General features: G+C 42.2%; 22 protein-coding genes. 2 read left to right on the forward strand and 20 right to left on the reverse strand.

What is annotated here, in order from left to right:
• Positions 1-37 precede the first annotated feature (37 nt).
• The 17 genes from hutG to AMD01_RS17550 all read right to left on the reverse strand — a co-directional run bounded on the left by hutG (position 38) and on the right by AMD01_RS17550 (position 18,567).
• Positions 38-976 (reverse strand): formimidoylglutamase, encoded by a 939-nt coding sequence (gene hutG / locus AMD01_RS17480; protein WP_053402735.1) that lies wholly within the window; start codon positions 974-976, stop codon positions 38-40.
• On the reverse strand, positions 973-2,229 hold the full coding sequence (hutI, locus tag AMD01_RS17485) for an imidazolonepropionase (RefSeq protein WP_053402736.1): 1,257 nt from the start codon (positions 2,227-2,229) through the stop codon (positions 973-975). Before hutI ends, hutG begins: the two co-directional genes overlap by 4 nt.
• A complete protein-coding gene (gene hutU, locus AMD01_RS17490) occupies positions 2,226-3,887 on the reverse strand; it encodes a urocanate hydratase (RefSeq protein WP_053402737.1) in 1,662 nt (553 codons plus the stop codon). The genes hutI and hutU overlap by 4 nt, the downstream gene beginning before the upstream one ends.
• Positions 3,888-3,893: 6 nt before the next feature.
• Positions 3,894-5,387 carry a histidine ammonia-lyase gene (gene hutH / locus AMD01_RS17495; protein WP_053402738.1) on the reverse strand — a complete coding sequence of 498 codons (1,494 nt, stop codon included), beginning with the start codon at positions 5,385-5,387 and terminating at the stop codon, positions 3,894-3,896.
• Positions 5,388-5,411: 24 nt separating this feature from the next.
• Positions 5,412-6,377: a nucleoside hydrolase gene (locus AMD01_RS17500; RefSeq protein ID WP_053402739.1), complete on the reverse strand. Its 966-nt coding sequence runs from the start codon at positions 6,375-6,377 to the stop codon at positions 5,412-5,414.
• Between the two features lie 132 nt (positions 6,378-6,509).
• On the reverse strand, positions 6,510-8,012 hold the full coding sequence (locus AMD01_RS17505) for a phytoene desaturase family protein (RefSeq protein WP_053402740.1): 1,503 nt from the start codon (positions 8,010-8,012) through the stop codon (positions 6,510-6,512).
• Positions 8,013-8,164: 152 nt separating this feature from the next.
• Positions 8,165-9,136 (reverse strand): S8 family peptidase, encoded by a 972-nt coding sequence (locus tag AMD01_RS17510; protein ID WP_053402741.1) that lies wholly within the window; start codon positions 9,134-9,136, stop codon positions 8,165-8,167.
• A gap of 180 nt (positions 9,137-9,316) precedes the next feature.
• On the reverse strand, positions 9,317-9,457 hold the full coding sequence (locus AMD01_RS24535) for a hypothetical protein (RefSeq protein ID WP_169775984.1): 141 nt from the start codon (positions 9,455-9,457) through the stop codon (positions 9,317-9,319).
• Positions 9,458-9,641: 184 nt separating this feature from the next.
• Positions 9,642-10,205, reverse strand: coding sequence for a superoxide dismutase family protein (locus AMD01_RS17515; protein ID WP_053402742.1), 564 nt, complete (start codon positions 10,203-10,205; stop codon positions 9,642-9,644).
• Between the two features lie 144 nt (positions 10,206-10,349).
• On the reverse strand, positions 10,350-11,732 hold the full coding sequence (locus AMD01_RS17520) for an aspartate kinase (protein ID WP_053402743.1): 1,383 nt from the start codon (positions 11,730-11,732) through the stop codon (positions 10,350-10,352).
• 177 nt (positions 11,733-11,909) lie between these two features.
• Positions 11,910-13,784: a PTS fructose transporter subunit IIABC gene (locus AMD01_RS17525; protein WP_053402744.1), complete on the reverse strand. Its 1,875-nt coding sequence runs from the start codon at positions 13,782-13,784 to the stop codon at positions 11,910-11,912.
• Positions 13,785-13,797: 13 nt separating this feature from the next.
• The gene (pfkB, locus tag AMD01_RS17530; RefSeq protein ID WP_053402745.1) at positions 13,798-14,712 is read right to left on the reverse strand and encodes a 1-phosphofructokinase; all 915 of its coding nucleotides are present in this window, start codon (positions 14,710-14,712) and stop codon (positions 13,798-13,800) included.
• Complete coding sequence (locus tag AMD01_RS17535) at positions 14,709-15,467, reverse strand: DeoR/GlpR family DNA-binding transcription regulator (protein ID WP_053402746.1); 759 nt, start codon at positions 15,465-15,467, stop codon at positions 14,709-14,711. The genes pfkB and AMD01_RS17535 overlap by 4 nt, the downstream gene beginning before the upstream one ends.
• 217 nt (positions 15,468-15,684) lie before the next feature.
• Entirely contained in the window at positions 15,685-15,828 is a 144-nt protein-coding gene (locus tag AMD01_RS24260; RefSeq protein ID WP_157052781.1) for a hypothetical protein, read from the reverse strand.
• Positions 15,829-15,927: 99 nt separating this feature from the next.
• Positions 15,928-16,824 carry a manganese catalase family protein gene (locus tag AMD01_RS17540; protein ID WP_053402747.1) on the reverse strand — a complete coding sequence of 299 codons (897 nt, stop codon included), beginning with the start codon at positions 16,822-16,824 and terminating at the stop codon, positions 15,928-15,930.
• 196 nt (positions 16,825-17,020) lie between these two features.
• Positions 17,021-17,254 (reverse strand): YuzF family protein, encoded by a 234-nt coding sequence (locus AMD01_RS17545; RefSeq protein WP_053402748.1) that lies wholly within the window; start codon positions 17,252-17,254, stop codon positions 17,021-17,023.
• A gap of 71 nt (positions 17,255-17,325) precedes the next feature.
• Positions 17,326-18,567, reverse strand: coding sequence for an EAL and HDOD domain-containing protein (locus AMD01_RS17550; RefSeq protein WP_053402749.1), 1,242 nt, complete (start codon positions 18,565-18,567; stop codon positions 17,326-17,328).
• A 197-nt stretch (positions 18,568-18,764) separates the two neighbouring features.
• On the opposite strand from AMD01_RS17550, the gene AMD01_RS17555 reads away from it, so the two are divergent.
• Positions 18,765-19,031 carry a hypothetical protein gene (locus AMD01_RS17555; RefSeq protein WP_053402750.1) on the forward strand — a complete coding sequence of 89 codons (267 nt, stop codon included), beginning with the start codon at positions 18,765-18,767 and terminating at the stop codon, positions 19,029-19,031.
• Positions 19,032-19,070: 39 nt separating this feature from the next.
• On the opposite strand, the gene folD is transcribed toward AMD01_RS17555, so the two are convergent.
• Positions 19,071-19,928 carry a bifunctional methylenetetrahydrofolate dehydrogenase/methenyltetrahydrofolate cyclohydrolase FolD gene (folD, locus tag AMD01_RS17560; protein WP_053402751.1) on the reverse strand — a complete coding sequence of 286 codons (858 nt, stop codon included), beginning with the start codon at positions 19,926-19,928 and terminating at the stop codon, positions 19,071-19,073.
• 326 nt (positions 19,929-20,254) lie between these two features.
• Here folD and AMD01_RS17565 point away from each other — a divergent pair, with 326 nt between their 5' ends.
• Positions 20,255-21,436 carry a CapA family protein gene (locus AMD01_RS17565; protein WP_245638970.1) on the forward strand — a complete coding sequence of 394 codons (1,182 nt, stop codon included), beginning with the start codon at positions 20,255-20,257 and terminating at the stop codon, positions 21,434-21,436.
• A gap of 46 nt (positions 21,437-21,482) precedes the next feature.
• Here AMD01_RS17565 and AMD01_RS17570 read toward each other — a convergent pair whose 3' ends face one another.
• Together AMD01_RS17570 and AMD01_RS17575 are read right to left on the reverse strand one after the other, a co-directional pair.
• Positions 21,483-22,715 (reverse strand): L-lactate MFS transporter, encoded by a 1,233-nt coding sequence (locus tag AMD01_RS17570; protein WP_053402752.1) that lies wholly within the window; start codon positions 22,713-22,715, stop codon positions 21,483-21,485.
• Between the two features lie 257 nt (positions 22,716-22,972).
• A complete protein-coding gene (locus AMD01_RS17575) occupies positions 22,973-23,692 on the reverse strand; it encodes an N-acetylmuramoyl-L-alanine amidase family protein (RefSeq protein WP_053402753.1) in 720 nt (239 codons plus the stop codon).
• Positions 23,693-23,801 lie beyond the last annotated feature (109 nt).

The raw sequence follows: 23,801 nt of genomic DNA on the forward strand, positions 1-23,801 counted from the left end.
CGCTTCACAAAAAAAGAAGCAGAAAATATCTGCTTCTTTATCTTATTCGTTTTTCTAAAACGGAGAGAACCATGTAAGCGGACAGTTTGCTGGTCATCGACCGAAAATCGACGGTGGGATCTACTTCGACTAGATCAATACCTGAAAACAGAGGAGAGCGCGTAATCAAGCTTAATGCTTCTATTAATACAGAAGATGACATACCCCCCGGGGCTGCTGCTGGACATCCCGGTGCATAGGCTTGATCAAGCACATCCATGTCTAACGATACGTATAAATGATCTGCTTTTTGTTCAACCTCGTGTAAAATGTTCTGCATCACATTTTGAATGCCTACTGCCGTAACGTGTTCCATCGTTACCATTCGCACACCGGCCTGTTTCACATAATGAATATATGCCTCGCTATTAACAAAATTGCGTATTCCTACTTGATACAGATAATCTCCTTCAATGTGTTTTTCTTCAAGGAGCTTGCGAAAAGGGGTCCCGTTCGTTACACCACCATCATGGAGATTTCTTACATCGCAGTGCGCATCAAATTGAATAACGGCCGTCTTTCCTCGTGCCTGTTGAAATGCAGCGATAGCGGGATAACTTACAGAATGGTCACCACCAATGATAATTGGAAACAGCTTCTCGTTTTTCTGCAATAGTTCGTAGAGGGTGTCTTTAATTCTCTTGTGTGATTCTATAACGTCCGTTGCGTGCATAGCGATATCACCAAAGTCGATGATCCTCTCCCGCTGCAAATCACATCCCGATTCTGTTGCATATGTTGTAAAACCGCTTAAAGATTGACGAAAAGCCGCAGGCGCCAGATGAGCACCTGAATGACTAATCGACGTTTTGGCTAATGGAACGCCAATTAGCCCATAAGAATGAACGCCTTCTCCCTGCCATTTTTGTAGTAGCTCACTTGCTCGTGTTACATACTGATCTTGAAACAAAGTCCCCGGTTGTGTTAAATGAATCATCGGCTATTCTCCCATACTAACTGACCTTTTTTAATAACGGAATGAACATGATTGACTCCGTAGTGATAAGGAATATAGTGATAATTAGAGGCATTCCAAATGACAATATCCGCCTGCTTTCCCTTTCTAATTGTTCCTAACTCTTCTCCTTTGCCAATCGCATAGGCTCCGTTTACCGTCACAGCATTCCAAATTTCAGCAGCGGTCATTTTTAATTGAAGCGATGCAAGCGTCATAATAAGCTGAATATTTTCAGTAGGACAGCTGCCTGGATTAAAATCCGTTGCAAGCGCGACAGCTACTCCCGCATCGATCATGTCTCTTGCACTCGCTCCTTTTTCTTTTCCAAGATAAAAGGAGGTACCTGGTAGCAGGCACGCAATAACATTTTGAGAAGCTAACTGCTCGATTCCTGTGCGAGTCGTTCCGACTAAATGATCTGCGCTAGTGGCTCCGAGCTCAGCAGCGAGCTCTGCTCCCCCTAATGGATCGATTTCATCTGCATGAATTTTCAGGCGAAAGCCTCTTTTCTTAGCCTCTGTTAAATAAGCTCTTGATTGTTCAATTGAGAACACGCCCGTTTCACAGAATATATCTACAAAGTCAGCAAGCCCTTCTAGCTGAATAAGATCCAGTGATAGAAGCATCTCTTGTAAGAAATCGTCCGGATTTTGTTTGTACTCCTTCGGGACAGCATGCGCACCTAAAAAAGTGGAAACAATGTCAATTGGATGTGCATCGTGGAGGTTTTTTGCCGTACGAAGCTGCTTCATTTCCGTTTCGATGTTTAGTCCGTAGCCGCTTTTCGCTTCTAATGTTGTCACACCGTACTGTAAGAACTGATCCAAGTGCTTTGCTGCTTTTTCAAACAAAGCCTCTTCATCTAACGCTCTTGTTGCCTCGACCGTTGATAGAATCCCCCCACCTCGCTCCAAAATATCCAAATAAGATACCCCTTGACGCTTCCACTCCATCTCATGTTCTCTTGAGCCACCAAATACAAGATGGGTGTGCGAATCAATCAACCCCGGTGTAACAAGCTTTCCGCTTGCATCAATCACTGTTTTGGCCGTCCAAGAGCCGTCATTTTCCCACTCTCGAATAGATGCCACACGTCCATCCACAATCCCGATTTCCATGTTTGTTTGCACCATTAATTGGTTCATTTTCTTACCCTGAAGAGGTGCTTCTATCCCATAATCCATCGTAAGCAATTGACCGATGTTTGTAATGATCAAGTCAAACGATCTCATTGCTCTCTCTCCATAAGCGGAATCGTAATCCCATGTTTTTCCGCTTCACTCTTCGCTTGTTCATACCCCGCATCAGCGTGGCGAAGAATGCCCATTCCTGGGTCCGTCGTTAACACACGTTTTAATCTTCGCTCCGCTCGGTCCGTCCCGTCTGCTACAACAACCATGCCTGCATGAAGAGAATATCCCATTCCGACGCCTCCTCCGTGATGAAAGGAAACCCAGCTTGCTCCTGCTGCTGTATTCAGGAGCGCGTTTAAAATTGCCCAATCTCCTACCGCATCACTTCCGTCCTTCATCGCTTCCGTCTCACGGTTAGGGGAAGCGACAGATCCACAGTCTAAGTGATCGCGACCAATAACGATTGGTGCTTTAAGCTCCCCTTTTCGGACTAGATCATTTAGAGCCAATCCAAATTTCTCACGCTCTCCGTATCCAAGCCAGCAAATTCTTGCCGGTAGGCCCTGGAACGCGACCTTTTCCTGTGCGAGGTCGATCCACCGGTGCAAATCTGCTCGGTCTGGAAACAATTCTTTTACGAGCTGATCGGTTCGATAAATATCGGTTGGATCACCTGATAGGGCCACCCAGCGAAAAGGCCCTTTCCCTTCGCAAAAGAGAGGACGAATGTAAGCAGGGACAAATCCAGGAAATGAGAACGCTTCTTCTACTCCTTCATCCTTGGCTACTTGCCGCAAGTTATTCCCATAATCGAAAACAACGGCTCCTTTGTCACGAAGAGCAAGCATTGCCTGAACGTGACGAGCCATACTTTTTTTACTTGCTTTTGTATAGTCATTCGGATTCGTTTTTCGTAGCTGTGCCGCTTCCTCAATCGTCATCTGATCCGGAATATATCCATATAGAGGATCATGAGCAGACGTTTGATCCGTCACTACATCCACTTCCACGTTATGCGCATGTAAATACTCCAATACGTCTGTAGCATGTCCCTTCAGCGCAATGGAAAAAGCTTTTCCCGCAGCTTTTGCCTCTTTTGCCCATAAAATAGCTTCTTCAATCGACGATGTTTGTTTATCACAGTAACGAGTCGCCATACGTTTTTCGATTCTTGATTCATCTACGTCTACAGCAATAACGACTCCGCCGTTCATCGTAACCGCTAAAGGCTGTGCTCCACCCATTCCCCCAAGGCCCGCCGTGACCGTTAAAGTACCCTTCAAAGACCCTTGAAAATGCCGTGCTGCAAGCGATGAGAATGTTTCGTATGTTCCTTGTAAAATCCCCTGCGTCCCGATATAAATCCAGCTTCCTGCAGTCATTTGACCGTACATCATAAGTCCTTTTTGCTCTAAGTCACGAAAACTCTCCCAGTTCGCCCATTTAGGAACTAAAACAGAATTTGACAGAAGGACACGCGGTGCTTCCTCATGCGTTTTCATTACGCCTACTGGTTTTCCAGACTGAATAAGGAGCGTTTCATCATGATCAAGAAGCTGCAGCTGCCTGACAATCGCTTCGTATGACTCCCAGTTTCGTGCTGCTTTTCCAATTCCACCGTACACAACTAGTTCCTCTGGATGCTCCGCTACTTCAGGATCTAAATTATTCATCAGCATTCGGAGTACTGCCTCCTGCTCCCAGCCCTTGCATGTCAAACTCGTGCCTCGTGCCGCTTGAATTTGTTTCATCGTCATTTTCCCTCACTTCCATAATGGTTCATCGTCTATTAGCCAATCATTTAGCCGCTCAATATCTTCTGAAAAGGGGCGATCTTCTTGAATAGATGGGACAACCTTGCGCATTTTTTCGTAAAAGTCTCTCGTGACGGAACTCATTTTATGAATCCCTCTGTATTCCACCGCTTGCATGGCACAGATCGCTTCAATGGCCGCTACTCGTCGTACATTTATTAAAATAGCGTGCGCTTTTCGAGCACCGATGGTTCCCATACTCACATGATCTTCTTGATTCGCAGAGGAGGGGATCGAGTCGACGCTTGCGGGATGTGCTAACACTTTGTTTTCAGATACAAGAGCGGCTGCGACATACTGCATAATCATCGCACCTGACTGTAGACCAGGCGATGGACTTAAAAATGGCGGTAAATCATTGAGCTGAGGATTTACAAGTCGTTCAATTCGGCGCTCTGAAATATTGGCGAGTTCTGATAATCCAATTCCTAGAAAATCCATTGCAAAAGCAATGGGCTGTCCGTGAAAATTCCCTCCCGATAATACCTTATGAGCATCGGAAAAAATAAGAGGATTGTCAGTAGCCGCATTCATTTCCACAAGCAGCTTCTCTTTCACATAACTCATGACTTGCTTTGTCGCCCCGTGCACCTGCGGAATACAACGAAGCGAATACGCATCCTGAACCCGAAGCTCTCCTTGCCTTGTGGTTAGCTTTGAGTCTATTAAAATCGTGCGAATCCGTTCTGCCGTCTCGATCTGCTCGACGTACCCCCTTGCTATGTGAATGTCTTCATCAAAAGCGTCCGTAATTGCACGTAACCCTTCTAATGTCATACACGCAATTCCGTCTAGCTGACGCATGAGCTTCTCTGCTTCTAAATAGACAACTAGTCCCATAGCTGTCATAGCCTGCGTGCCATTAATAAGAGCCAGTCCCTCCTTCGCTTGCAAGATCAGTGGCGTAATCCCGGCTTCTTTAAGAGCCTCCTCAGCAGGTCGAATTCCCTTGCTCGTATATACCTTTCCTTCCCCAACAAGCATAAGCGCGAGATGCGCCAAAGGAGCAAGGTCACCACTTGCTCCGAGTGATCCTTGCTGTGGAATAACAGGATGAATCGACGCGTTTAGGCATTGAAGTAAACATTCAATAAGCTCCGCGCGCACGCCTGAATATCCTTTAATAAGCGTATTCGCCCGTAATAATAGCATCGCTCGTGACACGATTTCAGGAAATGGCTCTCCGACCCCACAAGCATGACTACGAATTAAGTAGAGCTGTAACTTTTCTACCTGCTTCGATGGAATCGATACATCACTCAGCTTTCCAAACCCTGTCGTGACGCCATATACGACTTGATCTAGTTCAACAATATTTTGCACGGCTAGACGGCTCTTCTTGACGTTTTCCCACGCATCTTCATGGACTGAAACCAACTCTTTCTGAAAAAGCACACGCCTTGCGTCATTCATTGATAGCGTATGACCATTTAGCTCAATCACCGTATTCCCCTCCTTTCGATACGATTAATGATCCATTTTACGCGTCATCGTTTTTACAAAATCCTCTATAAACACCGTTTCATCAAAATCCAGCCCAATAAATTCCTTTTTCTCATCCTCTACTTGAGTAGGTTTGGCTCGAAAGTCTGCGCTGCTTTCTCCTTTTGTTGGTCCGAATGACTGAATCGTTACTGCTCTTTTTACGTATTGAATCATACGTGGATTAGCCACCGCGCTCACACACAACACATCATGAAGTGGGGCTCCTTGGATACCAGGTGAAAGTTTTTCATATGCTTTAAAATAGAAGGTGTACATATCGTGAAAAATCGTTTTACATGGATTCTCGCATTGGTCAATAATCTGCTTCATCACAGCAGGCCTGATAATAGAGCGGTTGGTAATATTGAGAGGACATAAATAGATTGGATGAGCACGTTCTAGCACTAAATTAGCGGCAATAGGATCCGAGTGAAAGTTCGCTTCTGCTTCTGGTGTCACGTTTCCTGGCACTAAAAAAGCTCCTCCCATGACGTAAAAAGCGTTTACTTTTTTCATAAATTCATCGCCATGAAGAATAAAGCAAATCGCTAAATCCGTTAGGCGACCAATGTTAATGATGGTGAGGTTATGCGCGTATGCATCAATGATTTTCCCAATCGTATCAAAGTTGTAGGCCTGTGCATGAAAATTTTTTGGTATTTTCAATAGTCCAATTCCGTTTTCGCCATGTATTTGTGGATAAAACTCGCTATATTCTCCAGATAGCGGTCCCGTCACACCTGCAACAATCGGAATGTCCTTTCGATTTGCAACAGTCAATAAATAAGCGGTGTTCGCAACCGCCTCGTTTTTTGTTACGTTTCCATACCCACTCACAATGCCCACGATATTAAAAGTCGGATTTAGCATGGCGTAAACAAGCGCAAATGCATCATCTACACCAGGGTCTGAAAAAATAAGTACGTTGATTTGTTCACGATGACTCATCGCCTATCTCCCCTCCCTCTCTCTTCTATTTTTATATGTCTCTAGTAGTAAAAATAGAGCATTTTCTCTGAACATAAACAAATCAGCAGGAAACGACTCCCTGCTGATTTGCTTCACGCTATACTATATTCACTACTTGCTTCTCCACATTCCTCTTTTTAACAAATCCAGTCGTTTACTAATGGATTCGTACACGTGATAGCCGCTAACGGATACACCGATCGTTCCTGCTCCCGGAAAAACCGTATCTCCACATAGCCACAATCCATCTAGCTTCGTACGGTGAGAGATAGCTTGAAAAAGAGCATACTCGTTGGTTTGTGGAAATCCCCCCACACCAGAGCGTTGAACAAACCGTTCCCATGCCCGCGGAGCGCCTGGAATTTCATGAATAACGCCTTCTTCTAGACGAGGAATGACGGTTCGAATGCCCCTTTTCATTTTTTCGTTCAGCTGCTTTTTTTGCTCATCATATGTAGCCGGATTTTTCCAGTCATCAAGGGGAATATGCGTAGATACCGTCAGTGTTCGATACCCTGTAGGTGCGCGGTTACGATCCTCTTTATCTGACAGAGATAAAAAAAGGTGTTCCCCGTTTGTCATTTCCCCCTCACTCGATGTAATTACCTGCTGAAACAATGGCATGTCATCTGGAATCACGTCTTCTTTTAATGCTAGGTACAGTGTGAAAGCTCCCCATTGTCTCGTATCTTGACGATGCTGGATTTTTGGAGGCATCTTTTTCATCTCCTCGGCCGAAAACAGCTGCGTTAAATTTTGAATTGGAACATTACACACAACGTGCTCTGCTTCGTACACACGCCCTCTATGATCCGTTACCTTCCATACGCTACCTTGTTCGATCTGCGTCACCTTCCTCCCTAAATAAAGCGTTCCACCGTGCTCCTTACTGTATGAAACGAGCTTCTCCGCTAGCTGATACAAGCCCCCTTCTACATAAAAAGCCCCCTCATGATAAATATCAATGGCCATGCATCCAAGAAGTAAGGAACAGTCGTCGCTTGTTGTTTGCATGCTATCAATAATTTGCCCGTCAAGAAAATGAACAAAGTCTACCTCCTCTAAAAGACCGTGCTTATTAAGTAAGTCTTTGAGAGTTTGCGAAAAGAGTGGTAGAAGCGCAAGTGATGAGGGACTTAACGATTGTACAAGCCTTCTCCATTCACGAAACGTTGAAGGTGGTAAAATCGGTAAATGCTCCATGAGCGCACGTATTTTTTTTGCAATGCCCCGTACATCTTCATAAAATGCGGCTATTTTTTCTTTTACATGTGGAAATAAGCGCTGAAGCTCCTGCACGTGTTGCTGACGGTCGCTTTGAAACGAAATAGACCTTGTAGGGGTATGAACGATCATTACTTCATCGAGTCGTTTCGTCATGATCTCAATGCCCAAAAACCGACAGATCCGCTCATGAATACCTCCCTTTTCAAACCCCATCCCAAGCGTGGCTCCAACAGGAAAACGAAAATCACCGCGCTGAAATTTCCCTGCACAGCCTCCCCATTCTCTCGATGCCTCTAAGATCGTCACCTCGTATCCTGCCTTAATTAGTAGAGCACCAGCTGTTAGCCCTCCAATTCCGCCTCCAACAATAATGACGGACTGTTTCATATTGACCACCTCCGCTTTTTTTCCTATTGTATAGTGTCCCCTTTTTATCCACAATTTTTACTATGCTTTCAATCGGCTCACACGAAAAAGCATGTAACTAGGAGTTTCTTACCCTCCTAGTTACATGCTCATCGATCATCGAAACTACATTTCTAGTTTTTACTTCCCGTTACCGTCACGGCCTCGTCCTTCTTGCTACCGTATGACACAAGCTTCACAAGACCACTTCCTTGCAAGTTCCGATTGAAATTTAGCGTAACCGTACGTTTGATTAGCGCCTGAAACAACTCAGCCTCAGTGAGAGCTTGTCCCTTTTGTTTCTCTTCCTCTTGTAAGACGAGAGCTGCTGCACCGGCAATATGCGGAGTGGCCATCGACGTCCCAGATAACACGGCATACTGACCATTCAAATAGGTGGACAGAATTTTTTCGCCTGGACCAACAAGATCGACGCTGTCGTTTGAGTTACTAAACGGTGAAATTTTCCCCTCAAGGCTGACAGATCCTACTTCTACCACTTCTTGGTAAGCACCTGGATATGAAAATTCATCCGTTCGCTCATCCCCATCCCCTTCGTTCCCTGCTGCACAAACGACTAATACGTTTTTCTCGATCGCATTGATAATCGATTCATGCAGCTCCAGGTCGTCTGATGGACCTCCAAGAGACATCGAAATAATTCGTACCTTTTCACCGTTTGGACCTTTCCAATTAACGGCGTAATCAATCGCTTTTACAATCCAATCCGTTTGACCAGAGCCTTTTCCTGTTAATACTTTTAACACTAACAGCTGGACGTTAGGCGATACCCCTATGACTCCTTCATTGTTTTCCACTGCCGCGATTGTTCCACACACATGTGTGCCATGACCATTGTTATCGTCGTAATTTTTCGTATCGCCGTTATGGTCTGGTGTAAAGTTATATCCGTCTATAATGACTGATTGAAGCTCTGGGTGATCCATGTCACATCCTGTATCAATTACAGCGACTACAATTCCATTTCCACGAATTCCTTTCGACCAGAGCTGCGGTGCCTCAATCATTTTTACTCCAGGTGGAACCTCTTTTGCGCTATCCATTAATGCTTGTACAGTATAAGGAATCAGACCTACTTTTGCCATTGTTTTTGCTCCCTTCTCCTGAGTTTAATCATTAAAAGCGCAACATATATCCCTATTACCCCATCCCCCTGTATAATACTTTTGTCACGATTTTTTCTCTAAATGTTTAAAAACACCGTTTCTTTTTTCGTGAAATGTATTATACTGTAGATAGAAGATTTTTTTCGTAGGCGATTTCTTTTACAAGAATCGTCTTTTTCTTTTTTTGTTTTTTTGTTTGATACGTAAATCTTTTATGTTTTTAAATCCAACAGTTAGTGTGGTAAAAATTGTGGCAGCTATAGCTAAGACTTGCAAAAACTGCTCCACCCACACAAGCACAGTAATGACCCCCTTTCAAACAAAAAAAGTCCCACAACAATGGCAATATAGTTGCTAGGACTTTTTCAATCAATAGTCGTGTCTTCAATTACGACATTACATTTTATAGGATAATTATGGAATATATGTCTACATTCATTATATAATATTCTGAATATATTGACAAGTTGTTTTTACATATATGTTATTTCTGAATAACTCCACATGCAATACGATCTCCTGAATTACCAGCGGGGTTGCTCGTATAATCATCTGCAGCCGCATGAATCACTAGCGAACTGCCATCAAGATCAAACAGCGAATTTTCCTTTCCTTCTTCTAATGTAAACAGCGGCGCGATCGTTTCGTATTCGCCCTTCCCATCTGCACGAACATCAACATTCATTAAATCGCCTGAATGAGGGCCTTTTGGGTTATTAAATCCATGCTCTCGTTTGAACGGATTAAAATGTCCTCCTGCTGATTGAAAATCCGGTGCCAGACATTTCCCAATTTCATGCACATGAATTCCGTGCTTCCCTGGTGTTAACCCTTGTACCAACAGCTTGATTCGCACGCCGTTTTGTTCCTGTGTTAACGTTGCTTCACCAACACGGTCTCCTTTTGCACTTTTAATCTCTACCTGTACGGGAGCAACAGTCGCTTCATTAACATGTTCTGCTTTTTCCTTTGGTGTGCTGTTCTCCGTTGTACAGCCGGCCAACGACATCACGATGGCTGCAGCTAAAATCGTCCATTTCATTTTCATTTGGACTCCTCCTTTTTCATCTTCTCCCTCCCATTTTTTCACATTTGTTTCTATTTTAGACGTGCTTACTTAAAGTTTACATAATATAATTATTGTAAATAAAAAAGCCCAAAGCGTATAGCATGCGCTTTGGGCTTTCGTAATTTAGTGTAGGTTTGAATAGGAAATCGAAAAAATTTCATTAAAATATACTTCATAAAGTGCTCGGACCGCTTTGTCATGGGAAGCTGACTTTACACCGAACATCATGCTCACTTCAGATGAGCCCTGATTAATCATCTCGATGTTTACACCGGCACGTGCGAATGCGTTTGTCGCTTTCGCGGCCACACCAACCGTGCTGTTCATTCCTTCTCCAACGACCATCACAAGCGCCAAATCACGCTCGACGGTAATATCATCGACTTCAAGCTCTGCTTGAATACGAGCAATCACCCGTTCTTCCACTTCCTTTGTCCACTGATTCTCTCGCATGATCACAGAGATGTTATCGATTCCTGAAGGGGTGTGCTCATATGAGATGTGCTCATCTTCTAAAATCTCGAGAAGCTTACGACCAAACCCAACTTCTCTATTCATTAAATACTTACTCACGTGAATATTACAGAACCCTTTATCGCTTGCAATTCCGACGACAGGCATATCATTGTAATTACGCTCTGAGACAATGTACGTCCCTCTTGCCGCAGGGTTGTTTGTATTTTTCACGCAAACCGCGATGCCAGCCTTTACGACCGGCTGTAGTGCTTCATCATGAAAAACAGAAAATCCTGAATAAGCAAGCTCGCGCATTTCACGATAGGTTAAGTCCTTGATTTCCTTCGGATTCGGAACAATCGTTGGATTTACACAATAAATAGAATCGACATCTGTAAAATTCTCATACAGTTCTGCTTGAACGCCCGCTGCTACGATGGAACCGGTAATATCAGAACCACCTCTTGGGAACGTGACGATATTTCCTTGTTTTGAATAGCCAAAGAATCCTGGAACAACTAAAATACCCGAACGCTCGCGAAGTTTTTCTAGCAACGCGTAAGACTCTGGAAGAACACGTGCCATTCCAGGCTGATCAGTCACCAAAATCCCGGCATCCTTCGGGCTTACGTAATGTGCTTCTTTTCCGAGCGCATTTAAATACGCGGCCATTAGCTTCGCATTGTTATCCTCTCCGCTCGCTTTTAACGCATCTGCAAGACGTAATGAATCATGCTGATACTCTTGGATTAGGCCGTTGAGTGAAGACTCAATTTGTTCAATTAGCGTATGTTTCAGGGAAAGCTGTGAGGCGATCTCTTCATATCGATTTAACACAAGCTTCATTTCTTTTTCATATGTACGGCCAGATACCACAGCACCTGTTAACTGAATGAGCAAATCCGTCATTTTTGTATCTTCATTGAATCGTTTTCCTGGTGCTGATACAACGATGATTTTTCGTTTCGGGTCAGCACCGATAATTTTTGCGACTTGCTGAAATTTTTCAGCACTGGCAACAGAGCTTCCTCCAAATTTTGCAACTTTCATGTGACGTACACTTCCTTATCTATTTAGCTTCTCAATAATTGATTTTCCTATCATAACACACTTGAATGCGGTTGTGTGCTAAAATATCTTATTTTTCCAAAAACGATTCTTTACGTCATTTCTATACTAAAATACCCTCTTTAAGCGCTTCTTACTGCTCAAAGAGGGTATTTTTTATTATTCTGCTTTCACTGGTTTTTTCAATAGACCGACGATTAGTGCCGTCACGATTGAACCGATTACGATTGCTAGTAAGTATAGCAACCAGTTTCCTCTTACAATGGGCACTACGAAAATTCCACCGTGTGGAGCTGGTAATTGAATATGGAACATCATTGCAAGCGCCCCAGCTACTGCTGCACCGATCACCGATGCCGGAATAACACGGGCTGGATCTGCTGCTGCAAAAGGAATCGCTCCTTCTGTAATGAATGATAATCCCATAACATAACACGTTTTACCTGCTTCACGCTCTGCTTTTGTGAACTTGTTGCGGAATAGCGTAGTAGCAATAGCAAGACCTAGTGGTGGAACCATTCCTCCTGCCATGATCGCCGCGTGTGGTGCAAAATTTCCACCATCGATCATAGCAATCCCAAATGTGAAAGCTGCTTTATTGATTGGACCACCCATATCGATGGCCATCATACCGCCTAAAATTAAGCCAAGTAAAACAAGGTTTCCAGTTCCCATGTTACCTAACCAATGATTTAAACCGTCATTAATGGCTTTAACTGGACCGTTAACAACAAACAGCATCACTAAGCCCGTTAGTAAAATCCCAAATACAGGATAGAGTAGAACTGGTTTAATACCATCTAATGCTTGTGGAAGCTTGCTAAATACTTTTTTCAATCCAACTACAATGTAACCTGCTAAGAACCCGGCAATTAATCCGCCTAAGAATCCAGATCCTCCCGTAACAGCCATGAGTCCCCCAACCATACCAGGTGCAAGACCAGGACGATCAGCAATACTCATTGCGATAAACCCAGCAAGAACAGGTACCATTAGCTTGAAGGCGTTATCTCCGCCAATAATACTTAACGTTTCACCAATCGTTTTGATCGTTTCATTATCAGGAAATTTCTTTTCTAATACGAGTGAGAAGATGAACGAAATCGCAATTAAAATCCCGCCCCCAACAACAAATGGAAGCATGTTTGATACACCATTCATAAGATGCTTATAGAACCCTTTACGCTCCTTGGCACCTGTGCTTTCGCCTTCTGCTTTTTTATCGCTATGGTAGATAGGCGCATCACCTTTTGAAGCTTGCTCTAACAATTGTTGCGGCTTACGAATCGCTTCTGCTACTGGAACAATAATGACTTTTTTTCCTGCAAAACGCTGCATTTCAACCTGTTTATCTGCTGCGACGATAATTGCGGGAGCGTTTTCAATTTCATCCTGTGTGAGCGCATTTTTAATTCCGCTTGACCCGTTTGTTTCTACTTTTACTTGTAGTCCAAGCTCTTTTGCTTTTGCCTTTAGACTATCTGCCGCCATGTACGTATGCGCGATTCCTGTTGGACAAGCTGTTACAGCGAGGATCGTCCCTGCTTCGTGCACTTCTTCCTCTTCTTCTTCCGCATTTTCGCTTTCTTTCGCATCAATAGCGGCGATTACTTCGTCAACGCTCGTAGCGTTTAACAGCGTTTGACGGAAATCTGCATCCATCAATAGCATAGAAAGACGAGAGAGCGTTTCTAGATGGGCATTATTCGCTCCTTCGCTTGCTGCAATCATGAAAAATAAGTGAGCCGGCTGTCCGTCAAGCGATTCATAATCAATACCTTCTTTAGAGCGACCAAACGCAATCGCAGGCGTTTTAACAGCCGCTGTTTTCGCATGTGGAATGGCAATCCCCTCACCAATTCCCGTTGTACTTTGCGCTTCACGACCTAAGATTGCCTCTTTATACTGATCACGATCGACTAATCTTCCTGCTTCTCCAAGCTTACCCACTAATTCGTCGATCACATCAGATTTAGATGTACTGTGCAAATCAAGTATGATCGTATCTCTTTTTAGTAGTTCAGTAATCTTCATCCGTATCTCCCCCTCAACCTCTTTGTGTAATCTCTATCTCTTTTTTTAATTTTTCTACATGTTCTGCTGTGCAAAGACCAACTGAGAATGCCGTTGCACTACCTGACGCCACACCTTGGTGAAAAGCCTTCATCAAATCCTGATCTTGTGAGTAGGAAGCTAAAAACCCTCCAACCAATGAGTCCCCAGCACCGACTGAATTTTTCACCGTTCCTTTTGGTGCATTGGCTTGGTAAACACCCGCTTCGTTAATAAGCAAGGCTCCGTCTCCTGCCATCGAAATCACGACATTTTTTGCACCCATGTCCACTAATTTTTGACCGTATGGAATTGCCTCATTCACTGTTTGAATATCAACATTAAACAATTCACCTAGCTCATGGTGATTTGGTTTAATAAGAAACGGCTTGTGTGGCACTAAATCTAGCAGTGCTTTGCCACTTGTATCAACCACTACTTCTACATTTTTCTCTACGGCCTTTTTAGTCAGCTCTTCATAAAAGTTTTTTGGAAGAGATGCAGGAATACTTCCAGCTAAAACGAGAAGGTCGCCTCGTTGCATCTGTTCAATTTGCTCATACAAAGCTTGAATATTGTCAGCTGAAATCATGGAACCTTGTCCGTTTATTTCGGTTTCGTCTCCTGTTTTTAGCTTGATGTTAATACGCGTATCGCCTTCTGCCTGAATGAATCCGGTTTCAATTCCTTCATTTTGTAGATAGTCTTGAACATAGCGTCCCGTAAAGCCACCAACAAAGCCTAGCGCTTTACTTGTAGAGCCCAATCGTTTCAAGACACGAGATACGTTAATCCCTTTTCCTCCTGGTGATTTCACATCGGAAGTCGTTCTGTTTAATCCGCCTAACTCAAAATTTTCTACGTATACGACATAATCAACGGATGGATTTAATGTGCATGTATATATCATGGTGACACAACCTTTACTTCTGTTTTCTCTTCTAGTTTCGCTTGGATCGTATAGTCTTCACTTGTGGCATTCGTGATGATAGCTGCTTCTGATAAATCCGCCACTTTAGCAAAGCTTACTTCCATGAACTTTGAATCATCTGAAAGAATGTATGCATTTTGCGATAAATCAATCGCCATTTTCTTAATTAAGGCCTCTTCAGGATCCGGTGTTGTATATCCGTATACCGGATGAATCCCATTCACGCCCATAAAGCATTTATCAAATCGATACTGCTGAAGACTGACAAGAGCACCTTGCCCAATGAGAGCACCCGTCTTTTGCTTGACTGACCCTCCTATTAAGTAGAGAGGATGCTGCTGCTCCATGAGTGCCTGCAGATGTGGCAGTCCATTCGTTACAATTACCACGTTCTTATGAAGCAAAAATGGAATCATTTCGAACGTTGTCGTTCCTGCGTCAATGTATATGCAATCGCCGTTTTTCACAAGGCCTGCAGCATATTCAGCTATTTTCTTTTTTTCATGAGTGTTTTTGGATGATTTCTCAATAACGCTCGGCTCTGCACTTTTGTTTTGTAATAGGGAAGCACCGCCATGTACGCGCTTTAATAATTTTCGTTCTTCTAAATGACTGAGATCACGTCTGATTGTTGATTCAGAGGCATCTGTCAGTTCTAATATCTCTTGAAGCTTAATGACACCTTTTTCTTTTAATGCGTCTAAAATGAGCTGATGTCTCTCTGGTGTAAGCACCTTTTCACCTTCTTCTAAAACGCTTTCATTTCTTTAACGTATGTATAATGTACCATATACAAATCTACAAATCAATCAAAAAAAATCATTTTCATTCAAAAACATCCAAAAATTCATCATTTATTCTACAAAACATTCAAAAACCATCACTAAATGAATAAAAACCTTCACGATAATGAAGGTTTTGTTAAAGAATCGTTCATTTCATTTAAATGCTTTATTTCGCAACTAATAAACTTAGTACGTAAATACCGCTTGCTACAACGGTTGAAATTGCTACTCGGTAACCGAATTGCTTTAAACGACCTACAGCAAATGTTTTCAGGCTATCATTGGCTTCTTGTTGAAGGGCTTTTTCCATTTCTATAAATCGCCTCCTTTTGATCAAGCAAATAGATGAAGCTATTTCTACTAGTATATGTAGCCATCTAAAAGTTACTCGTGATAAAAAGGAATTTTTTTATAATCCGGCTCCGTCCATTAACCTCTTGACAATCTTTTGATAATCTTCTGGGTTGACGCCAGGAGCAAATTCTTCTGGCACTTCATTTAAATCTGGGATAGGTGCTCCTGGTGGCGTACCTTGGATGACTTCAAGCGGTTTGCCGTCTTCAGGATGCGGCCCTTTCCAAATCTGCCCGAGGCTTTTATAATCCTCATCGCTAAACGTATACAATTTCCGATGTGTGCCAACAGATTCAAATTTTCGCGTTGCGTCAAATTTGGCATTACTCAAATCAGGAACCGGAAGCATCTTCGTCACATCGACTCCTGTAGCCATTTCAAGCGCTCTTGCATATGCCACAACGTGGACGCCTCCCCGCACAAGCAGGTACCCAATCATTTCTCTTGCAACAGGATTGTCCGTCATCTCATACACACGCATTTTGTGAGTGCGGGCACCACATTCAAGGAAGAAATTATGAAGAAGGTCGAGCACTAGATTGCCACTATTAAAAACATTGTCACCGCTCCACGATTTCCCCATTGAATTTGCGGGAATAGCCGTTTGAGCATTTACGATAAAATGATGCGTATTGCGCTTATCAACAGCTTCTTGCATTGGGGTGAGATTGGGATCGCCGTTAAACGTTGTTCCTTCTAGCATTAAGTTAATAGCGTTTGTAACTAATTCGACATGACCAAATTCTTCAGCGGTAATGCTTGCCACTAGCTCATAAAAAGGACGGTATTTCTTTTTTTGTCGAAAGTTAAACGATTGAAACATGTAGTTGTTTAAGGTCGACATTTCCCCAAACTTTCCACCTAGAAGTTCTTGAACAGCCGCAGCACCGTTTGGATCTGGATAATCCGACTTCGGCAATTCAATTAATAACCGATCCATTCGCTTAAACATTACAACCCCTCCTTATCCCTAGTTGTATTCAAGCATTAGATTGTACTATTCATCTATTCACGCTTTTCAACTATTCTCATTGTCGAATCCTTTTCCCCTGACCCGATAACGAACAAAAAAAAGAAGGTGACAACTACTCACCTTCCTCTTGACTAAATTCCACGTGCTTCCAACAACCAACTAGATTCTGTTTTTTTTAGTTAGGCATAATCCAGACGATTTGCTGAATTCTGATGAAAAATGGCGTTGCTTTCGCTTCTACTACAACATGATCAGGCTTTACGTCTTTTACTTTTCCTCGTACACTACCTCTTGTTGTTTCAATGACCACTTCTTTACCAATAACAGACTGAAGGGTTTGATACACGTACGCATCAATAACCGAAACCATATAAGGTGTTTGATACTCTCGCTCTTGCTCATAGGACATACCGATAAAAGCTCCTCTCTAATTCCTGATTCGCTTCTAGTTTATGTCGACTCGCCTATAAGGGTGACGCTTTATGATACAATTTTCAATTCAAAAAGAGCATTTGCCCATTCAATAGACTCTACATAGGCGTGAAAAACGTCGCTTTCTTCTATAGATAGTTTTGATGCATGGTTACTCAACTGCGTCCACAGCGCTTGTTCAATAGACAAACTTAAGTCTAGTACTTGTTTTAAGAGATTATCTCCTCCCCGAAGCGCATGCTTTAGCTCTTCTAAGATCGGTAAATCGAGAAGAACCTGCTCCATCGGAATTTGGAGAATAACATCCATAAGCGAAAACATCCCTGCTAGGAAAAAACTGGACCCATTATGCTTCTGACCAATTTTATCCGCGATGGATTCACACATTTTAGCTCGTGTTAAGCATATTTTGAAGATTTCCTCTGGAATCTCTTTTGTCATACTTTGCTGTTCGCGAATCATGAGTACATACACCCATTTTTGTAGCTCATTTAACCCTAAAAGAACAATTGCATGACGAATCGATTTGATGGCCGAGCGCCTTCGATAAGCAGGTGAATTGATAAGCTTCAGCAATTTATACGATAGTGAGAGATCTTGCTCGATAATTTGCGAAATATGGTCGATTTGAGGCTCTTTTTTTGATAAATGATGAATGAGCTCATAATAAGTCCGAAAATATGCTGGAACATCGTGCGCCTTAATGACCTTTGGTTTACTTAAAAGATAGCCTTGAAAATAGGTAAACCCTTCCCTTACCGCCTGCTCAAACGTCTCTTTGTCTTCTATTTTCTCCGCCAACCACTTAATAGGATAGGCACGAATCGATTCAAACATCCGCTCACGTTGGGCGATCGTTGTATTTAAAAAATCCACTTTAATAATGTCTGCATAGGGCAGAAGCTTGTAAGAATCTATATTATTTTCTAGAAAGTCATAGTCATCGAGCGCAATACGATACCCTAGTTGCTTAAGCTCCTTGCAGGTAGCGATAATTTCTTCCGTTGGCTTTACCGTTTCTAGAATTTCAATAACAATATGATTAGGATTAAAATAAATTGGAAACCGTTGGACAAGTAATTTATCGGTAAAATTAATAAAACACGGCTTTCCTTCTGATAACTTCTCGATTCCAATATTTAAGAAAGAATTAACCAGTACATCGGCTGTCGCCTTATCACCATCAATTCCTAAAAAACGATTTTCCTGGCTTTGTCGATACAATAATTCGTAAGCGACTACGTCTTTTGATAAGCTAAATATTGGCTGTCGTGCAACAAAAACCTCCATGTAAAAAAAAGCCCCCTATTCTTTCACTTCCAGTTCGCCCTCTCTCATATTTTCCCATACTGTCATTATCCTAAATTTTTCTCGATTCGACAAATATTTTTTTGCAAAAAAAACCATTTTTATTACTTTTTCGACTATTCTACTCCATGATAAGGGTAAATAATATACATGAAGCTAAACAAGGAGAGACGTATAGAATGGATGAACAGTTTAAATGCACCTTTCGTATACAGGAAGTAATTGAAGTAGACAAGCAAACAAAACAAGCGTTTATAAAAAGCAAAATGACTGATCTTATTCATGAGCAAATCTTATTTGAAGGGGTTTTACGCGTTCGCTTTAATGAGTTTGGCATTTATCCGGTAGCAAAAGACATTGCCGCTGCGCTACCCATTCCTTCGCTGCAAAAAAAGCTCCTCGCAGAAGTAAGGCGCTATCTTCGTCCGCATAAAAATTTCCTGTGAACAAACAAGACCAGAGAACGCGTCCTCTGGTCTTGTTTATTATTTACTTACGTGATGGATGACCTTTGCCGCCTCAACCGTATTTTTCAGAAGCATGGTAATCGTCATGGGACCCACACCGCCTGGTACAGGTGTAAGATAACCTGCCACTTCTTTTACGCTATCAAAATCAACATCTCCAACGAGCTTGCCGTTTTCTGATGTATTTCCAACATCAATCACAATCGCGCCTTCTTTTACGTCCTCTGCTGTCACGAGTCGAGGTTTCCCAACCGCGGCTACAATAATATCCGCCTCTTTAAGTAAAACCGATAAATTCTTTGTGCGAGAATGAGCAATCGTTACCGTCGCATGTTCTTGAAGAAGAAGCATTGCAACTGGTTTTCCGACAATATTACTTCTTCCTACTACTACCGCATGCTTTCCTTCTATCGTTTCACCAGAGCGCTTAATCAGTTCAATGATGCCATGAGGTGTACAGGGTAAATAGCACTCATCCCCAATGACCATGTTCCCAACGCTTATCGGATGAAATCCATCTACATCTTTCTTAGGATCAATCGCATTTAGGACGGCCTTTTCATCAATATGTTTCGGTAAAGGTAATTGAACTAAAATACCATGAACATTCGGATTTTCATTCAGTGCCTGAATATCCGCTAACAATTCTTCCTGAGTGATAGAAACCTCTCTCTTTAACACTTCAGAAGCAACTCCAATTTCTTCACACGCACGCGCTTTCGCTTTCACGTATGACTGCGAAGCCGGATTTTCTCCTACTAAAATGACAGATAGTCCTGGGATAATCTGCTGATCTCTAAGTTGCTGAACTTCTTCTTTTAGCGCAGCGCGAATTTCTACCGCTACTTCTTTTCCTTTAATAATAGTGGCCGTCATAATCTCGCTCCTTCTTCTGTTAGGTTACCAATTTACGAACTATACAAAATAATTTAACACAAAAGTTCGTTTTTGTTAAATGTTAATTGTGTATTTTTTGATTTTCGCGATATTTTGAAGAAATCTACCTATTTTGAAAGGGAATTCATTTTTTTACAGCGTAATAGTTCCATACTTTTAAAAAAGTGGGTCATGCCACATAGGACATTAAGCAGTGTATCCCTCTCATTAGAAGTTAACCATCTAGAAAAAAATGTTTTATGCAGGAATTTCGACCTTATTAGTCAAATACTAGTAATTATACATGTCGAAAGGGGGGTTTTTGCATGAAGCGTTCTACACGAAATGACATGAAACGAAAAAAGAGAGAAACAAAACATAAGCGGATATTCATAGGTTTCCTAACTATATTAGTTGCACTCATCGTCATAACCGTGGTGTATTCTGTTCAATCTACATCAAAACCAGCAGCAGGTGAACAGTCTAGCAAACCTGTAAAACAACAGCCCACGAAGCAAAGTACAATAGTAAAGAAGCCTAAGCCTAGTCAACCTACTCCGCACGATCCAATTACGTTTGCATTCACAGGAGACGTGCTACTCGATAAAGATGTTGGTCAAGCCATTGATCAGTACGGGGTCGATTATCCATTTCAGCAGGTAGCACCTATTCTCCAAAAAGCAGACATTGCAGCCATTAACCTTGAAACATCTGTTTCAACTCGTGGGAATCCGGCCGGAAAGCAATTTACGTTTCGTGCCAAACCTAAAACACTTCAAGGCGTTAAAAACGCAGGAGTCGACGTCGTAACGCTCGCAAACAACCATACGCTTGATTATGGCGTGGATGCGCTCGAAGACACGATTACCAATTTGGATGAGCAAAAAATCGGTCACACTGGGGCTGGTATGGATGAAAAAGAAGCGTTCTCTGCTCATTATATTAAAAAGAATGGAAAGACCATTGCCATTCTTGGTCTGAGTCACGTTCTTCCTGAGGGATCTTGGTTTGCAAAACCTGATCAACCTGGAATTGCCGAAGCTTACAACACTGAACCAATGATGTCCTATGTGAAAAAAGCGGTAAAAAAAGCGGACTATACCATTGTAATGATTCACTGGAACCGTGAGCTAGCTGACTACCCACAAGAATACGCCCGAACGTTAGGAAAGCAATTCATTGACGCCGGAGTCAGTGCGGTGATCGGCTCACACAGTCACTGCTTAATGGGTGCTGAACTTTACAAAGGTTCACCGATCTACTATAGCTTAGGCAACTTTGTTTTCACAAAATCTTCTGTCGCAAAAGGAAGGGAAACAATGATTGTGAACATGACGATCGATAACGGAAAAGTCACTTCGAGCGTTGTACCTGCCAATATTTCAAATGGACAGCCACGATTACAGGATCAAGCATACAATCAGTACATTTTTCAAAAGCTATCTCGCCTATCTTATAATGCTCACTTCAGTACGGACGGTGAACTTTTGCCGGCTAGCAAAAATTAATAAAAGCCTCCTGGTTATCAGGAGGCTTTTATTAATTTTATCCAAACTATAAATTTACCGTTGAAGAAAGAGTTTGATCTTGCTTCTTTTCCCTTCGCTTTAAATCTCTTTTTAAAAGAAGAGCTAGAATCATGGCAACTCCCATAAAAACGCTAAAAAAGAATAAACTGACCGTATATCCACCTGTCGTCTCCCTAAGCCATGAAGTGAGAATCGGTCCGATCAAACCTGCCGCTGCCCACGCTGTCAGCATGTATCCATGTACGATTCCGGTTTGCTTTATCCCAAATATATCGCTTATGTAAGCAGGTAGACTTGCAAAACCCCCACCATAACAAACCATCACGATTGAAACCAATATGTAAAAAAACGGTGATCCTACCCCGATTAAAAGAAATACAAAGACAATAAACTGTGTGATGAACAAACATACATATGTATTCGGCCTTCCAATGTAATCGGATAGGGAAGACCATAACAAACGGCCAAATCCATTAAATAAACTAATCACACCGATTAGTGATGCAGCCTCTCCGGCGCTAATATGGAACTTCTCTTGTGTCAGCGGAGAAAAAATAGATAAAATCGCAATCCCACATAGAATGTTTAAAAATAAAAGGATCCACAAATAATAAAAGCGTTTTGTTTGAATAAGTTGTCTAGGAAATTCCTCTCGCTGAACGTCTTTCCCACTTTCTATTTCTAGTTTTTTCGGTGAAGATATGTACATACTCGCTGTGAACATAATGATAAAATACACGATACCCATAAAAAAGAACGTATTAGCGATTCCGATGCGTAAAATCAACGTTTGCATGACGGGACTCGCAATAACAGCAGCCAAACCAAACCCCATAATTGCCACACCTGAAGGAAGGCCTCTTTTAGTAGGAAAGAGCTGAATGACAAGCGAAATGGGGGTAATATACCCGATCCCAAGACCGATACCGCCTAAAAAACCGAAAAACAAATACACAAGTGGCAACGACTCTAAGTTAATTGCTAGTCCGGTTCCAATCATTCCGTTTGTAAAGAGCATGGTAGATAATAACAGTGCTCTTTTTGACCCAATTCGCGCGATCAAATGACCCGAAAAAGAGGCAGACAAACCTAAAAAAAGAATCGCTAAGCTAAACGCAAGACTCACTTCCGTCAAACCCCATTTCAATTCCTGCATGATTGGCTTTGTGAACACACTCCAGGCATAAATTGAACCAATTGAAAGGTGAATGGACATAGCTGCTACTACCACTCCCCATTTACCTTTGTTCTCTCTCACTGAATTCCCCCACTTTCAAATAGTTTAATTGAAAGAGATTTTTTAACTGAATATTTAGAATTTTCTACGATAAGATAATTATCTTAAAAGTATCATACTTAAGAAGTATACTCAAGTATGAATATAGGGACTATTCACGCATTTATCAATACCACACATCCACATCGTCTCATTATCATTTAACTGCAACATTTTATTATGAAATCACAAAAAAGACATGGAATCCCATGTCAGTGCGTTTACTCTTTGTTTCTACTTTACTTATTCGCTAGAGCTCGGTACAGCATGATAAGAATTTCACCGCGTGTCGCGGGTTCATTTACCCGCTGACCATCCGAAATCCCTTCTTTTTTAGCCCACTCTACCGCCTTTGCTAGTTCTGTACTATAGCCTTTTTGCGGGCTCACCTCGGTCCCTCCTTTTGAAGGCACGGCAGTCAATTTCAAAAAAGTAGCAATAGCTTTTGCGTGCGCTTCTCCTGTCGCTTTTAAGAAAGCTTGATCTTTTAACTGACGACTATCTCCGCTATCAATAAACAAGTTTTCCGTTAATACTGCTGGCATAGCCGTTTGACGAAGGACGAGAAAATTTGCCTGCTGTCGGCCTCGATCTTTGATGGGACTTACTATATTCATACTCTTTAAAATTTCATTGTGGAGCGTATTCTGCAGGGTCACCGTGAGGTCATTTGCAGATTTTGAGCGAAAGGTTTCAAAGCCGCTTCCTCCACCTGCATTGATGTGGATGGAAACAAACACGTCAGCTCCCCAATCGTTTGCGAGCTGTGCACGTTCATTTAATGGAATAAAGCGATCGTCTGCTCTTGTCAGACGCACCTCTACACCTTGGTACTGCGTTTCAAGAAACCGTTTCGCATATTGGCTAATTGCTAATACGATTTCCTTTTCCTTCAGACTATTTCCTACTGCACCAGAATCCTTTCCTCCGTGCCCTGGATCTAACATTACCTTTTTCAATAACGGATCCACCTCCTATTGAACAATGATTCTATCAGTCTTTACGTATGAGTCATTGCTCTTTATAGGGTATGTGAAAAATAAAAAGTGGACACGGCTAATCCCAAAC

It is taken from the genome of Priestia koreensis, assembly GCF_001274935.1.
Lineage (GTDB): Bacteria > Bacillota > Bacilli > Bacillales > Bacillaceae_H > Bacillus_AG > Bacillus_AG koreensis.